General features: G+C 65.4%; 13 protein-coding genes. 1 reads left to right on the top strand and 12 read right to left on the bottom strand.

Going from position 1 to position 14,190, the window contains the following annotated elements:
- Positions 1–64 precede the first annotated feature (64 nt).
- The 8 genes from NH396_RS08130 to NH396_RS08095 form a co-directional block, all read right to left on the bottom strand.
- Positions 65–952 carry a LysR family transcriptional regulator gene (locus tag NH396_RS08130; protein ID WP_253062865.1) on the bottom strand — a complete coding sequence of 296 codons (888 nt, stop codon included), beginning with the start codon at positions 950–952 and terminating at the stop codon, positions 65–67.
- A gap of 124 nt (positions 953–1,076) precedes the next feature.
- Entirely contained in the window at positions 1,077–1,208 is a 132-nt protein-coding gene (locus NH396_RS08125) for an entericidin A/B family lipoprotein (RefSeq protein ID WP_043333217.1), read from the bottom strand.
- Positions 1,209–1,359: 151 nt separating this feature from the next.
- Positions 1,360–1,491 (bottom strand): entericidin A/B family lipoprotein, encoded by a 132-nt coding sequence (locus NH396_RS08120; protein WP_107335644.1) that lies wholly within the window; start codon positions 1,489–1,491, stop codon positions 1,360–1,362.
- A gap of 21 nt (positions 1,492–1,512) precedes the next feature.
- Entirely contained in the window at positions 1,513–1,644 is a 132-nt protein-coding gene (locus NH396_RS08115) for an entericidin A/B family lipoprotein (protein ID WP_084589348.1), read from the bottom strand.
- Positions 1,645–1,709: 65 nt separating this feature from the next.
- Complete coding sequence (locus NH396_RS08110) at positions 1,710–2,705, bottom strand: zinc-dependent alcohol dehydrogenase family protein (protein ID WP_253062863.1); 996 nt, start codon at positions 2,703–2,705, stop codon at positions 1,710–1,712.
- Between the two features lie 179 nt (positions 2,706–2,884).
- Positions 2,885–3,664, bottom strand: coding sequence for a TSUP family transporter (locus NH396_RS08105; protein WP_253062861.1), 780 nt, complete (start codon positions 3,662–3,664; stop codon positions 2,885–2,887).
- 204 nt (positions 3,665–3,868) lie between these two features.
- Positions 3,869–5,941 (bottom strand): TRAP transporter permease, encoded by a 2,073-nt coding sequence (locus tag NH396_RS08100; protein WP_253063167.1) that lies wholly within the window; start codon positions 5,939–5,941, stop codon positions 3,869–3,871.
- A 363-nt stretch (positions 5,942–6,304) separates the two neighbouring features.
- A complete protein-coding gene (locus NH396_RS08095; RefSeq protein ID WP_253062859.1) occupies positions 6,305–7,312 on the bottom strand; it encodes a TAXI family TRAP transporter solute-binding subunit in 1,008 nt (335 codons plus the stop codon).
- Positions 7,313–7,716: 404 nt separating this feature from the next.
- On the opposite strand from NH396_RS08095, the gene NH396_RS08090 reads away from it, so the two are divergent.
- Positions 7,717–8,145, top strand: a complete 429-nt coding sequence (locus tag NH396_RS08090; RefSeq protein WP_253062857.1) for an HIT family protein — start codon at positions 7,717–7,719, stop codon at positions 8,143–8,145.
- A gap of 145 nt (positions 8,146–8,290) precedes the next feature.
- Here NH396_RS08090 and NH396_RS08085 read toward each other — a convergent pair whose 3' ends face one another.
- From NH396_RS08085 to NH396_RS08070, 4 genes are all read right to left on the bottom strand, one after another.
- Positions 8,291–9,547, bottom strand: a complete 1,257-nt coding sequence (locus NH396_RS08085; protein WP_253062855.1) for a hypothetical protein — start codon at positions 9,545–9,547, stop codon at positions 8,291–8,293.
- Positions 9,537–10,298 carry a DUF1007 family protein gene (locus NH396_RS08080; RefSeq protein ID WP_253062853.1) on the bottom strand — a complete coding sequence of 254 codons (762 nt, stop codon included), beginning with the start codon at positions 10,296–10,298 and terminating at the stop codon, positions 9,537–9,539. The genes NH396_RS08085 and NH396_RS08080 overlap by 11 nt, the downstream gene beginning before the upstream one ends.
- Positions 10,299–10,420: 122 nt before the next feature.
- Positions 10,421–11,950, bottom strand: a complete 1,530-nt coding sequence (locus NH396_RS08075) for a response regulator (protein WP_253062851.1) — start codon at positions 11,948–11,950, stop codon at positions 10,421–10,423.
- A 16-nt stretch (positions 11,951–11,966) separates the two neighbouring features.
- Positions 11,967–14,078, bottom strand: a complete 2,112-nt coding sequence (locus NH396_RS08070; RefSeq protein WP_253062849.1) for an ATP-binding protein — start codon at positions 14,076–14,078, stop codon at positions 11,967–11,969.
- Between the last annotated feature and the right edge of the window lie 112 nt (positions 14,079–14,190).

Here is a 14,190-nt window from a genome sequence, read left to right as displayed (position 1 = left end):
GCCAACACCGCTTTCGCTACCCGAACACCCCGTCTCGACGGGGTGTTCTGCATTGCAGGCTCCCTCAATCGGCCACACCCGCCGAGTGAGGCAGCGAACGCAGCAGCTCAAGCACGGCGTCCAGCCGTCGGCTACGTTGCTGTCCACTGCGCCACAACAGCCCGACCGTCTCGCCCTCCCCGGGCAGTCGGCGCGCGATCAGCTTTTCACCAAGCCGCGAATCGGCCAGGTTCTCCGCCAGCACGCTGACCCCCAGGCCAGCCTCCAGCATCGCGCCGAGGCCGGAAACCGAATTGGCCTCCAGCAAGGGCGAAGGCTGCAGCCCCAGCAGCTCGAACTGCTGATTGAGGCGTCGCCGCTGCTGCATCTCCGGCGTCAGCAACACCAGCGGATAGTCACGCAGGCACTCCCACTGCGGCGCGTCGGGCAGGCGGAAATGCGTCTGACTGGCGATCAGCGCCGAATGCTCCTGATAGAGCGGACGACAGGCGAAGCCGCTCATGGCCGGCGCCGCGGGGTAGCCGACCGCGAGATCCAGCTCGCCATCCTCGAGCCCCTGGGCCAGCGACGAGGTCGACAGCTCGCGCAGGCGCAGCGAGAGCTGCGGAAAGGCCTCGCGCAGTCGCGGCAGGAACTCGCCGACCGCTGCCAGCGCCGATGGCACCACGCCCAGCGACAGGCGCCCGGTCAGCACCGCGTCCGGTGACAGGTCTCCCTTCAGCTCATCCAGCTCAGCGAGAATGCGCCGAGCATGCGTCAGCACGCGCTCGCCTTCCGGCGTGAAGCCCTCGAAGCGATGACCGCGCACGATCAACGCCGTACCCAGCTCTTCCTCGAGTTGCTTGAGGCGCGCCGATAGCGTCGGCTGAGTGACATGGCAGACTCGCGCCGCACGACCGAAATGGCGCTCGCTTGCCAGCGCGACCAGAAAACTCAACTGTCGATGATCCATGTCGGGGCCTTGATTCTTGCTGAAGGAAGGCTGGCATGATGACAGGCAATGGCCAGCGGGTCAGACACGAAAACGCCCGGCGCGATGGCCGGGCGTTGGATATCACCACTATCCGGAGCGTCGCTTATTGCGCGGCGTCCTGGACAGCTTCGCCAGCATGCTCGACATCCTGGCCGGCACCGTCAACGGTGTTGCAGCCGGAAAGCGCTGCCAGAGTGAAGAAAGAGGCGAAGATGAGTGCAATGGTGCGGGACATGGTCATGCTCCTTGCGGTAGTGAATATCGAGGAATCTCGTAAAGACGCCAGTTCCTGCGCCTCTACCCTCATACCTTGGGCCACCTCATGGGCTTTCAAGGGGTGAGATTCATGTTTTGTTCACTCGCCGCCCATGTCATGGACAGTGCCATCAACTGGCCGATTCCTCGATGGAACCCCCTAGGTGTTCGAGATCTTCCCCGAAACCTTCCACGGTATTGCAGCCACCCAACAGCAGGCCGAACAGCAGCGCGGTGCCAGTCATCATCATGAATCGTCGCATGGGCATTCCTCTCTTGGGCAATCAGCTGGCGGCGTTGTCGATCGAACCGCCCAGATGCTCCAGGTCCTTGCCGAAACCGGCCACGGTATTGCAGCCGGCCAGACTCACACTGGCCACCAACAGGGCAGCCACCATCAAACGCGTCATTCTCATCACTTCTCTTCCTGATCAACGGCCAACGAAGGTAAGACACTCTCACTGGCCGAAGGTGCCAATACTCAACGATTTACCAGCAGAATCTTGCCCAGCGCCTCGCCGGATTCCAGCAACTCATGCGCCTTGGCGACGTCACGGAAGCTGAACTGGTGCTCGTCGAGCAGCGGACGTACCGCGCCGGCCTCCAGCATCTCGCTCAGGGCGTTGAGCAGCTCCGGCTGGTCGTCCATACCAATACCTGTCAGCAGCGGTACCGAGCGGAAGATGACGTGCAGCGACAGGTTCTTGGAGTGCAGCTGGGTCAGGTCGTGGGTCGAGCGGGTATTGATGGAGCACAGACGACCGGAGGTCGCGGTGGCCTCGATGGAGCGATCCAGGTTGTCGCCACCGACGGTGTCGAAGACCAGATCGAAGCCACGCCCGGAGGTCAGGCGAGTCACGTAGTCCGCGACCGCTTCCTCGCGGTAGTTGATGATCTCGTCCGCCCCCAGCTGGCGTGCGAGGTCCGCCTTGGCTTCGCTGGACACGGTGGTGGTGACATGCGCGCCGAGATACTTGGCGATCTGTACCGCGACATGGCCGACGCCGCCGGTGCCGGCGTGGATCAGCACGTGCTCGCCTTCCTTGATCTGACCGCGCGAGACCAGCGCCGTCCAGGCCGTCAGGAATACCAGCGGCAAGGCCGCGCACTCTTCCAGCGTCAGCGCCGCCAGGCTCGGGCGCTTCACGATCACCCGGGTGTCGGCGATCATGTAGTCCGCCAGAGCGCCCTGCCAGCCCTTGACACCACCGGCACAGCCCAGCACTTCATCCCCGACGGAGAAGTCCGTCACGCCTTCGCCGACGGCATCGATCACCCCGGAGACATCGCCATTGAGAATGGCCGGGAATTCCGGGTGCGACTTGACCAGCCCGCTGCGCAGCTTGGTCTCGATGGGATTGATGCTGGAAGCCGTCACCTTGATACGCACCTGCCCCCGCGCCGGTGTCGGGGTCTCCAGTTCGCGCTCGACGAACACTTCGGGACCGCCGTACTGCTCGATGACCATGGCTTGCATGAGGAAAGACTCCTGAACGATGAAGGAAGAGACGCCATAGCCGGGCTCGGCGCCATCATGAATAAGAGGTGAGCGGTATACCGGTGTGTCGACAGGACAGGCCGGCGTTCCGTTAAGACTACCTCGAGCTTACTCCGTGTCTAACATAAGGTCAGCATAAGGCCAGCATCAGGCCAGCATCAGGTCAGTGCCAGCTTGAGCACGATGATGAAGATGACCGCGACCGTCAGCCACTTGACCCACCGCGCACCCGCGGGACTCATGTTGACCCGCGCGCCGAGAAAGGCGCCGCTCATGTTGCCGACCGCCAGCACCAGACCATAGGCCCAGCGCACCTGACCATCGAACACGAACACCGCCAGCGCCGGCAGGGTATACATCAACACGATGAAGACCTTGAAGACGTTGACCTGGGTCAGGTCGATCTTGAGCAGCCGGTAGAGCACCACGATGAACAGCACGCCGACACCGACCTGGATGAAGCCACCATAAATGCCGATGCCGAACATCGCCATCACCACCACGGGCGTGATGCGCTCCGGCGTCAGTTCACGGGTGTCGATGCGTGGCGTCGGCAGCAGCATCATGATCGAACACACCACCATCACCACGATCAGAACGCTCTCGAAGGCCTCGGCACTGATACGGGTCGCCAGCCAGGCCCCCAGCATGGCGCCTGCCACGGCGGGTACGGCCAGCCGCCAGGCCACCCCCATGTTGTGCGCGCCCGCCTTGAGGAAGGTGCTGGTCGCGGTCGCACTCTGCAGCGCGATCGCCACGCGGTTGGTGGCATTGGCCTGGGCTGGCGGCAGACCGAGAAACATCAGCAGTGGCAGCGTCAGCATCGAGCCACCCGCCGACAGCACATTGATGAAACCGGCCACGCCACCCAGTGCGATCAGCGCCACTACGCTGATCAGATCAAGGCCGCTGGTCAGCCCTGCAACATCCGATATCATGCCGACATTCCTTGTCCCGCCATCCCATTGAGTGAAGACGCTTGAGGCGGACAGGCCCCAGAGCGCGCGATGCCCGACACACCACCCTCGCGTGACTGAGCGGGGGAAAGTGATGCCGGGCATCGTTCATAGCATATCGCGTCGCGTCACGCCTGCTTCAGCCACATCAGCTGACGCGTCTGGCGCTCATCCGACACGCCTGACTCAGTGCGCCAGCGCTTGCTGGCGGCCACTCTGGCGCACGCTGTAGGCCAGCACGCCCAGGAAGATGACCAGACCCGCGAGGTCGTAGGTCAGCTGACCATGCGGCCACAGCATCAGCGCCCCCAGCGGGAACATCGCCAGACGCAGCCACCAGGGCAACTCGTGCTCCAGATAGCCTTCCAGGCCCGCGACGATGGCGTAGATCCCGAACAGCGCGAACACGAACACCGTCAGCATCTCGCCGATGTCACCGGAGATCAACGGGCTCCAGGCGAACAGCAGGGGCACGATGTAGAGACCCTTGGCGACCTTCCAGGCCATCAGGCCGGTCTTCATCGGCGGTGTGCGGGCGATCGCGGCTGCCGCGAAGGCGGTCAGACAGACCGGCGGCGTGACGTTGGAATCCTGGGACAGCCAGAAGATGATCATGTGGGCACTTACCAGTGCCATGGTCAGCACGTGCGGCGACAGCGCCTGCTCATACAGCTGGCTCTGGAAGGTATCCGGCACCAGCGCCAGCAGTTCGCGCGCGGCGTCCATGCTCATCGGCGCGCTCAGCAGGTCCAGCTTGTCCGGGGCGGCCAGCATGAAGATGGCCTTGGCCTGCTCCGGCAGGTTTCCCGCCGCCAGCAGGTCCACCAGCTGGGAATGGGCGATCAGGTTGTAGAGCGCTGGAGCGGACAGCGTGCCTAGCACGATATAGGACGCCGTCACCGGCAGGCCCATGCCCAGAATCAACGAGGCCAGCGCGACCAGGATGATGGTGATCAGCAGGCTGCCGCCCGCCCAGTCGGTGATCATCAGCGAGAAGGTGTTGCCGATACCGGTGGTGGAGACGACGTTGACGATCAGGCCGACGGTGATCAGCAGGATCGCCGTGGTGGTCATGTTGCGCACCCCGGCCAGCATCGCCTCGAGGATGTCACCGAGCTTCATCGGGTTCTTCGACAGCCACGAGGCCGCGATGACGGACAGGATCGCGATGCCGGCGGCGTAGGTGGGCGTGAAGCCGTAGATCAGTGCGCCGACCAGCACGAACAGCGGTGCCAGATAGTGCCAACCCTCCTTGAGCACGTCCTTGAGACGCGGACCTTCCGGATCATCCAGCGCGGTGGCGTCGGAGCGCTTGGCCTCGATGCGCACGAACATGGCGACGGACAGGAAGTAGAGCAGCGCCGGCAAGGCGGCCACGCCGACGATGGTCAGGTACGGCACCTGGGTGTAGGACGCCATGATGAAGGCACCCGCGCCCATCACCGGCGGCATCAGCTGGCCACCGGTCGAGGCGGCGGCCTCGACGCCTGCCGCGAAGCGTGCCGGGAAGCCGGCCCGTCGCATCAGCGGAATCGTGATCACGCCAGTGGAGACGGTGTTGGCAACGCTGGAACCGGACACCGAGCCCATCAGTCCGGAGGCAAACACGGCCACGAAGCCCGGACCGCCCTTGAAGCGACCCGCCGCGCAGCGCGCCAGATCGATGATGAAGTCGCCCGCGCCGGACTTGACCAGGAAGGCCCCGAACAGGATGAACATGAACACGTAGGACCAGGAGATGCGCGCGATGGAGCCCAGCATCCCCTCGCCGCCGATGAAGCTTCTGAACAGCACCGTCTCCCAGGTCAGGCCCGGGAAGTTGAACACGCCGCCCACATACTTGCCCCACCAGGCCACGTAGGTCAGCGCGATCAGACACAGCACCGGGATGAACCAGCCGGTGGTGCGACGCGCGAACTCGAGGATCAGGCCAACCGCGACGATGGAGACCACCCAGTCCGCGGTGGAGAACACCACGCCGCGGTCATAGAGCGCATCCTCGAAGCCGATCAGATAGAGGCCGCAACCCAGTGCCGCCAGCCCCAGCAGGACATCCACGCCCAGCACCCAGCGCTTGGCGCCATCACTGGCCGGCGTCAGCATCGGAATGGTCAGCGCGCACAGCAGACCGAACAGGCCGTAGTGCAAGGCGCTCACCCACAACTCCGACAGGGTCGAGACGGTGTTGAAGTACAGGTGCGCCAGACAGATGACGATGGAAATCACGAAGACGGCACGCCCCAACCAGGGCAGCTCCATGCGCCACGGCGCAGCTTCGGCGGATTCGTCGCGCACACCGGAGAGATCCGGCTCCTGCGCTTCGCTATCAGTGGGACGAGAGGGCTCTGGCGAGCGGGAATCATGCATGGCGTTGCCTCAAGACGGGATCAGACAGCGATGGCGCAGCGGCGACTTGCGTCACCATGCGCCCGGGCTTGCGAGGAGAAGACGGGCTTCTACAACAATCATTCGTGGGCACCGCTCTGGTCCTGCGCCTCACTTTGTCCGCGCGGGGCAATGACATGGCGCCGGACCGGCAGTGGTTTATTGGTCTGGGAAACTGCGCTGCCCTCACCGCCGCCAGAGGCGAGCGATGAGGGCAGCGGGAACATCAGGTGTGGATCACTCGACGATCAGACGCGCCGGAATCTCGATGCCCTGCTCCTTGAAGTAACGTGCAGCCCCCGGGTGCAGCGGCAGCGGCAGGCCCGCGATGGCCTTGTCGAGGGCCATGGCCTTGGTGGCCGGGTGGATGTTGTTCAGGAACGGCAGGTTCTCGTACATGGTCTTGGTGATCTGATAGACGTCTTCTTCGGAGACATCGTCACGCACCACCAGGATGTTCGGCTGAGCGATGGTGTTGATCGCCTTGTCCTGGCCCGGGTAGGTGCCAGCGGCGATTTCATACGGGGTCCACAGCTCGAACTGGGAGTTGACCTTGGCCAGCTGCTCTTCGGTGAAGTCCAGCGTGGTGATCTCACCGCCCAGGTTGGCGTAGGCGCGGGTCACGGCGGAGGCCGGTGCGCCGGCCGGGATGTTCATGCCGTCGATGTTGCCGTTCTGCATCGCGTCGGCGCTCGGGCCATAGCCCATGTAGGCCAGATCCATCTTGTCGGCATCGATGCCCAGCTGCTCGAGGATGAAGCGACCCGAACCTTCGGTACCGGAATTCTTCTTGCCGATGGAGAAGCTCTTGCCGTAGAAGTTGGTCATGTCCTCGATGGTGCCGGACTTGACCTCATCGTTGCGGGCCACGAAGTGCTCGACGTTCTGCCACAGCATCGAGACGCTGCGCAGGTTCTTGTGCGCCTTGTTGACCGGCGGAGTGCCATTCCATGCCCAGGCGCCGTAGAGGCCCTGGATGATGCCGAACTGGGCCTGGTCCTCTTCCATCAGCTTGAGGTTCTCGCCGGAGCCGGCAGAGGAGATCGCGGACACGGAGATGCCGGCGGTCGGCTCGAGCTTGACCTTGATCAGCGTGGAGAGTGCCACGCCGACCGGGTAGAAGGTGCCACCGGTGGTGGCGGTACCCATGATGTACTTGCTGTCCGCCTGAGCCACGGCACTGAGACCAAGAGAGGCTGCGATGGCGAGACCGAGACCGGCCTTGAGGAACTGGCGCTTTTGCATGGAGTGACTCCTTGGCGAACCTGCAGGGCGCAGGTTGAGCATTCTTGTAATGTGGGTAGGCAGACGGACATTGCGGCTGAGCAGGCTCTGGCCCTGGACGGTGCTGGCCATGTCGCGACCGACAATGCGCAAGGTAGCCCTCTTTTGCGTGGGGCGTTCGTTGCGAGCCTCTGCTTCAGCGTAGGAAGAAGGTTAGCAACTGTCCGCGCGGCGCGGTATTTGGCGATGGGGGCATTGCGCAGCCTCCAGAGCGCGCACGGGCAATCCGCAAAGTGGCAGGATTCTGCCGATCTGGTCACACTGAAGGCATTCGCGGGCGTTCAAGCCAGGGCGTCCGCCACGATTCGGGTTACCCTTTGCCCTCGACACACGCCCGCCCTGCTCCACCCGATCAAGGAGAGACGATGACCCCCTTCAGCCTTCACCCGCAGCTGGATGCCGACACTCACTTCGTGGCCGATCTGCCGCTGTGCACCGTGCGCCTGATGAACGATGCGCGCTATCCGTGGCTGATACTGATTCCGCGCCGCGATGCCATCCGCGAGATCTACGAGCTGGACAGCAGCGCCCAGCAGCAGCTGTGGCAGGAAACCACCCAGCTGGGCGAGCTGCTGATGACGGTGAGCGGCGGCGAGAAGCTCAATATCGGCGCACTGGGCAACATGGTGCCGCAGCTGCACATGCACGTGATCGCCCGTCGCAGCGATGATGCAGCCTGGCCGGGGCCGGTGTGGGGCGTCGGCACGGCCGAGCCCCACGACAGCGAGGCGCTGACGGTGCTGATCGACACTCTGCGCATGAAGATCGCCGAGCTGCCGAGCTATTCCTACTGACGCCATTACCTGCGTTTTCACTGACATCTACGCTCTTGCAGACACTGTCATCCACGCTCTCACATCTACGAAAACGGGGCCCGATGGGCCCCGTTTTCGTAACTTGCAGGTAGCAAGCGGCACGCCTGCCTTGGCGACGCTGGTCTCACTCGCCGCCTGAGGTCTGCCCTGAGGATCTCGGGCCCAGAGGGCTCTGCAGGGAGGTGCCCGATGCCGAGCGATCGAACGGCGAAGCACCGCGACCGGTGGGAGAGTCCAGCGCCTTGAGACTGCTGGCGACCAGCAGAGCACCAAAGACAGTGATGATGATGCCGCCGAGCAGACCGACCAGCGCCGCCCACGGCCACTGACGACGCATACGGCCGTTTGAGTGCGACCCACCCAGGCGCGCACCGGCCGCCGCCAGGCATCCGCTGGCCTTCATGATCAAGGTGGCCATCGCCACGCTGCCCACCGTCAGCGCGGTGCCCAATGACATTGCTAGCACCGCCAGCACCCCGCTGCCGACCATGTTCAGCGCCAGCGCGGCCAGCAAGACCAGAATCGCGCCGGAACACGGCCGCAGGCCGATCGCCAGCACCGCCATGCCCATGGTGCGCCAGTCGCCACTGGCCTGCTCCGCCGTCACGCCATGCGCATGGCCGCAACCACAGTCATGCCCATGTGCATGAACGTGCCCATGTGAATGAGCGTGGCCATGAGAGTGTGCGTGGTCGTGGCCAGGCGACGGCTCGAACGCCAGCCCCTGCATCGCTGGCGCCTCCGACTTGGTCGTGCCTGAAAGCGGGCTTGAGACAGCCCGGGCGCTGAGCGCGCGCCACAAGGAACGCGCGGCGCGCCACAGCAACAGCCCCCCCAGCACCAACACCCCGAGATGACTGAGCAGGGTGACCTTCTCGACCTGCCCGAGCACATCGCGCCCCGCCCAGTCGAGCAGCCCCGCCCCGAGACCGACCAGCACCAGCGCACTGACGCCCTGCAGCAAGGCCGCCAGCAGTGACAACCACAGCGCACGGCGCCGAACGATGGGCTGACTGACCAGCAGCGTACTGATGACGACCTTGCCATGGCCGGGACCCGCGGCATGCAGCACGCCATAGGCGAAGGACAGCCCGATCAGCGCCCAGGGCGTGCCGGGGTGCGCGGCAAGCTCATTCATGGCGCGCCCCAGCGAGCGCTGGAAACGCGATTGCTCGGCGAAGACCCACCCCAGCGCCTCGCCCCAGCCCTGCACCAGGCCTGGCCAGAACGCCATGCCCAGCACGAGCAGCCCGCAGCCGACCGCCAGCCAACCAGCCAGGCGGCGCCCCCGCGACGAGGCCGGCTTCAGCAGGCCATCACGCATGCCCTTGAGGCTCTTGATATCGCCAAGTCCACTGGTGTCCTTCGGCTCACTGCTCATCAGTCACCTCACAACTGACACTGCCGACTTCGGCGAAGTACTGGCCGAGATCCATCGGTGCGGTGGCGTTGATATCCAGCATCGAGGCCTCGGCGACCTTGGATGGGTCCGGATCGGCCGGCGTGATGCCCGGCGTGCAGTCGAGCGCCGAGTCCTGCCCTTCCAGTCTGCTCACCACCAGCCCTTGCTGCACGGCGATGGCGTCCGGGTCATGCAGTATCTCGATGTAATAGGTGGGGTCGTAGATGCGATAACTGAGGGTGTGGCCAGCCATCGCGACCGGCTCGGCCAGCGGCAGCTCCATCTGGAAGGCGACACGCTCGCCCTTGAGCCAGGTGGTCTGGCGCGTCGCCTTGCCAAGCGCCACGGGCTCGCCGTCCAGGGTGACATGGGTGTAGTAATCGAACTGCGACAGATTGGCCAGAATCTCGCTGCCCAGCACATCGAGGCGCTGCTCCATGCTGGTATCGTCCTCGAGCGCGGCCAGTTCCTGACGCAGCGTCAAGCTGTAGAAGGGGTCGAGAAGCCAATACTGACGCATCGCGACGGCCCGCCCCTGGTCATCGAGGCGCAGCGTCACCCGCAGGTCGACCCAGCCGTGCGGGTGGGCGGCGGCAGGCTGACTGGCCACCAGGGTGCCCAGCATCAGCAACGGCGTCAGCCAGGCTGCGGGGCGCAGGCCGTGACGAGACGGGAAACGCGCCAGCGCGGACGACAGCGCCGCCACCAGGCGATGAACAGCAACAGACATCGAGAAACTCCGGCAGAACGTCACGGGGACGACAGGAAAGGTTTGGCAGGATGTTACTTCATAACAAAATTGGCGACATCCCGACGCAGTCCGAGGACATTTTCGACAGGCTTTGATGGCGGTCAGTTCACCGAATCATCATGACCATGACGAAAGTCTTCTCGGCGCAGTCCGTACTTGTGCATCTTGAGATTGAGGGTACGCCGCGGCAGTGCCAGCTCCTCCAGCACCTGAGCGATGTTGCCGCGTGCGCGAGTCAGGGCGGCGCGAATCAAGGTCGACTCGAACATCGCCACCTGTGCCGCCAACCCCTGGTCCTCACTGCTCGCCAGCGCCTCGTCGCTCGCCCCGTTGCCGGCCTCGTCTGCATTCTCCTTTGCTGAGGCATTGCCCGGCGCGGATGGCTGTCGCGTCGTGAACAATTCCCCCAGCACCACACGGCGACTGGCGGCCTGGCGCAGCTGCCAGAGATTGCCCGGCCAGTCTGCCGCCATCAATGCAGCCAGCTCACCGCGGCCGAAGGGTTGCGCCTCCACCTCGTGCACCTCGGCGGCCTGACGGCTGAAGTGCGCCATCAGCAACGGGATGTCCTCGCGCCGCTCGCGCAGGGCGGGTGTCGTCAGTTCGATCTCGGCCAGCGCATGCCCCAGGGTGCGAGTCAGAGGCCCGCTTGCCATCACGTCACCCACGCTGCACAGCGCGCTGCACACCAGCCGCGGCGCTTGACGGGCGCCGTTCTCACGCGTGGCGATCCAGCCGTCCAGCCACTGCCATTGCGCGCCACTCAGGTGGTCCACCTCATGCAGCAGCAAGGTATTGGCTGCAGGACATGCCGCGAGTGCATCCTCGATCGCGCTCGCCAGTGCCTCCGCGCCCTCTGCCCTCGCTTGCGACAGGGGGGCGCATTCCACTCGCGCCAGCAAGGCCGTCGCCGCCGTCGGCATGGCGTTAGATGAGGGCGACGCCTCAGCAGGCGGCGCATGCTCGGCCAGCGCCAGCGCCAGAGTGCTGCGCCCGCTGCCCGCCTCGCCGCTGATCCAGACACGCGCCGGGTGCCCGCGCAATTCAAGCAATCGCTCACGCAACTGGCGAATCTGACGGCTCTCGCCACGCAGCAGACCACTGAGGCCGCGCACGCTCAAGCGGCGGCGCAGACGTTGGTTTTCATCACTCAGACGCCGTCCCGCCAGCGCCTGACGCAGCTTGAGCTCCAGCGCTTCGGGGTCAAACGGTTTCTCGATGAAGTCGCGCGCACCGCCCTGCATCGCGGCAACGGCCGTGGCGACATCGCCGTGGCCGGTCATCATCAGCACCGGCAGCTCCGGTGCCTGCAGCGCAAGCCGCGCCAACAGTGTCAGGCCATCCATGCCCGGCATGCGGATATCGCTGATCACCACGCTGACCGGCTCGGCGGCGGCCAGGGCTTCCAGCAGCGCCTCGGCGCGCGAGAAGCAGCGCAGGTGAATCTCGGCAAGCTCCAGCCACTGGGCAAGAGATTCGCGCACTGCCGGGTCGTCATCCACCAGCCATACCGGGGCCTCACGGGTCAGATCGCTGTCCTGCTGCAGGCGCAGCTCTGCCGGGTCCGGGCCCGTGGCGGCAAACTCCTCTGCGCCCTCGAAGCCAGCGCTGTCGTGCGTATAGCCTGTCATTCGTGCGAATACCCCGTCATGTCACGGACTGCTGCCCGCTGCCTTGTTGTTCGGTGCTTTCACGATCCGTGCCGTCGGCTGCATGCGTTGCCTCCGACGCCGGAGTGCGTAGCCACAATTCGAAGCAGGCGCCGCCCAGCGCAGAGCCCTCAGCCAGCGAGGAGCCCTCAGTCGGCTCAGACACTGAAGCGCCATCGGCCAGACGCAGCTGGCCACCGAGGTCGCGCGCCAGGCCATAACTCAGAAACAGCCCCATCCCCATGCCTTCGCCGACCTCGCGTGTGGTGGTGAAGGGATCGAACAGCGTGGCACGCAGCGCAGGGTCGATGCCGGGGCCATTGTCCTCGATACGCAGACATCCGCCCGGCTGCCCCTCAAGACTGGCCACTGACGGCCAGGCCTGCCAACTGAGACGCAATCTCGGGGCCGCGCGGCCATCGTCAGCCTCGTCGCTCTGCTGATCGGTCTGCTGCGCTTTCTGCTCCCCTTCCAGCGCATCGAGCGCATTGCGGATCAGGTTGGTCAGCACCTGCTCGAGACGCACCTGTTCGCCCATCACGATGACGTCCCGGGGCAGCGCCTCCCGCTCCACCGTCAGATCGAGGGCGGTGACTCGCTCGACGAGCAGTTCCAGTGCGAAGTCGATGCGCGGCGCCAGCGCCAGGGCAACGGGTGCCTGCTGACTGGCCGGACGCACGAAGACCCGCAACTGGCGAATCATGTCCGCCAGGCGCTCGGACAGCTCACTGATGCGCGTGAAGTTTCTGGCGGCGGATTCGGCGGCACGTGCGGTCAGCTCGGGGCGCGTTGCGGCGGAAGCGATGCCCCGCGCCAGCAGTTTGCCGCCGCTGGCGGCGTAGGTGCGAATGCCGACCAGCGGCTGATTGAGCTCATGGGCGATACCGGCCGCCATGGTGCCCAGCGCGGCCAGCTTGCCGGCCTGCACCAGCTCGTCACGCGTTGCCTCGAGTTCGCGCGAACGCTGGGCAACCCGCTCCTCGAGGCGCTCGTTGATCTCGCGCATCATCACCGCTTCACGCCGAATCAGCCCCAGGCGCGCCTGACGCTCGCGCATCCACAGCGCCATCATCGCCAGTCCCAGAATCACGGCGAGCCCGACCAGCACCACATTGCGCGCCTGGATATAGAGTGGCCGCAGCGGCATCAGAAAGTGCAGCTGCCAGCCCAGCGGCCCGCTGGCCAGTGACTCATCCAGATAGCGTTGGCCCATCGCCGCCGTCGGCAGCGGCACGATCTTCGACGCCGCCAGCTCGTGATTGTCACCCAGCACCAGGCTGCCGTCCTCCAACTCCCGCGACAGCGGTGTCAGCGGCGCACCGCGAAACTGCTGCTGCGCCCGAATGCTGTCCAGCGCCTGCGGCTCGATCGCCTCCAGCGCTCGATACTTCCAGTTGCGCCGCGAGGCCAGCAGCACGATGCGATTGGCATCGGCGAGCAGCACCGTCTCCCCCGCCTGGCGCCAGGTATCCTCCAGCGCTTCCAGCGAGACCTTGACCACCATGACGCCCAACGGCTGGCCCTCGTCCCCCAGTACCGGCGCCGAGACGAAATAGCCGGGCCGCCCGGTGGTATTGCCGACGGCGAAGAACTCGCCGCGCCCGCGCGCCAGGGCATCGATGAAATAAGGGCGGTAGTCGTAGCGATAGCCGACGAAGCTGTCTGGCTCATCAAAGTTGCTCGCGGCCACGGTCATGCCGTCGCGATCAGTCAGGAAGATGGCCGCCGCACCGGAGGCTCGCGCGACTCGGCGCAGGTGCTGATTGAGGTCACTACTCGAACCGAGGGGAGCGGCGGCACTGGCGGCATCGGGCTGATATGAGGGGATAACAGGCGCAGTTGCCGCGGGCGAGGCGCCCGGCTCGCCGAGGGCGATGCGCACACGGGCCTGGCGCGCCAGCAATTCCGGCAGCCATTGGAAGCGCGACAGTTCGGCATTCAGTGTGCTGGCATAGAAATTCAGGCGAGTCGCGGCGTGCTGGCGGGCATCACGCTCGCCGCGCGCCAGCTCCCAGTGCCAGAGGGCAAACAAGGCCATCAGACCGGCCAGCAGGCTGGCCGTGAGGGCCAGCCAGGCCAGACGCCGACGGCGCAGCGCACTCAGCGTCATGGGCCATCACACCGCGCGAGCGCGGGCTCGCCCGGGCTCCGGCACTGCCCGCCGGCAAAGTGGTGGACAAGGCCAGAGAGGCGGCGCCGAGGGCCGCCTCGTGGGGTTACCA

This window comes from Cobetia sp. Dlab-2-AX, from assembly GCF_024124625.1.
In the GTDB taxonomy this organism is placed as follows: Bacteria; Pseudomonadota; Gammaproteobacteria; order Pseudomonadales; family Halomonadaceae; genus Cobetia.
This window is presented reverse-complemented; position numbering and strand designations above follow the sequence as displayed.

What these genes read in the sequence shown, in the direction of transcription:
- NH396_RS08130 (WP_253062865.1), bottom strand. Translation starts at nt 952, where the DNA reads ATGGATCATCGACAGTTGAGTTTTCTGGTCGCGCTGGCAAGCGAGCGC.
- NH396_RS08125 (WP_043333217.1), bottom strand. Translation starts at nt 1,208, where the DNA reads ATGTCCCGCACCATTGCACTCATCTTCGCCTCTTTCTTCACTCTGGCA.
- NH396_RS08120 (WP_107335644.1), bottom strand. Translation starts at nt 1,491, where the DNA reads ATGCGACGATTCATGATGATGACTGGCACCGCGCTGCTGTTCGGCCTG.
- NH396_RS08115 (WP_084589348.1), bottom strand. Translation starts at nt 1,644, where the DNA reads ATGAGAATGACGCGTTTGATGGTGGCTGCCCTGTTGGTGGCCAGTGTG.
- NH396_RS08110 (WP_253062863.1), bottom strand. Translation starts at nt 2,705, where the DNA reads ATGCAAGCCATGGTCATCGAGCAGTACGGCGGTCCCGAAGTGTTCGTC.
- NH396_RS08105 (WP_253062861.1), bottom strand. Translation starts at nt 3,664, where the DNA reads ATGATATCGGATGTTGCAGGGCTGACCAGCGGCCTTGATCTGATCAGC.
- NH396_RS08100 (WP_253063167.1), bottom strand. Translation starts at nt 5,941, where the DNA reads ATGGAGCTGCCCTGGTTGGGGCGTGCCGTCTTCGTGATTTCCATCGTC.
- NH396_RS08095 (WP_253062859.1), bottom strand. Translation starts at nt 7,312, where the DNA reads ATGCAAAAGCGCCAGTTCCTCAAGGCCGGTCTCGGTCTCGCCATCGCA.
- NH396_RS08090 (WP_253062857.1), top strand. Translation starts at nt 7,717, where the DNA reads ATGACCCCCTTCAGCCTTCACCCGCAGCTGGATGCCGACACTCACTTC.
- NH396_RS08085 (WP_253062855.1), bottom strand. Translation starts at nt 9,547, where the DNA reads ATGAGCAGTGAGCCGAAGGACACCAGTGGACTTGGCGATATCAAGAGC.
- NH396_RS08080 (WP_253062853.1), bottom strand. Translation starts at nt 10,298, where the DNA reads ATGTCTGTTGCTGTTCATCGCCTGGTGGCGGCGCTGTCGTCCGCGCTG.
- NH396_RS08075 (WP_253062851.1), bottom strand. Translation starts at nt 11,950, where the DNA reads ATGACAGGCTATACGCACGACAGCGCTGGCTTCGAGGGCGCAGAGGAG.
- NH396_RS08070 (WP_253062849.1), bottom strand. Translation starts at nt 14,078, where the DNA reads ATGACGCTGAGTGCGCTGCGCCGTCGGCGTCTGGCCTGGCTGGCCCTC.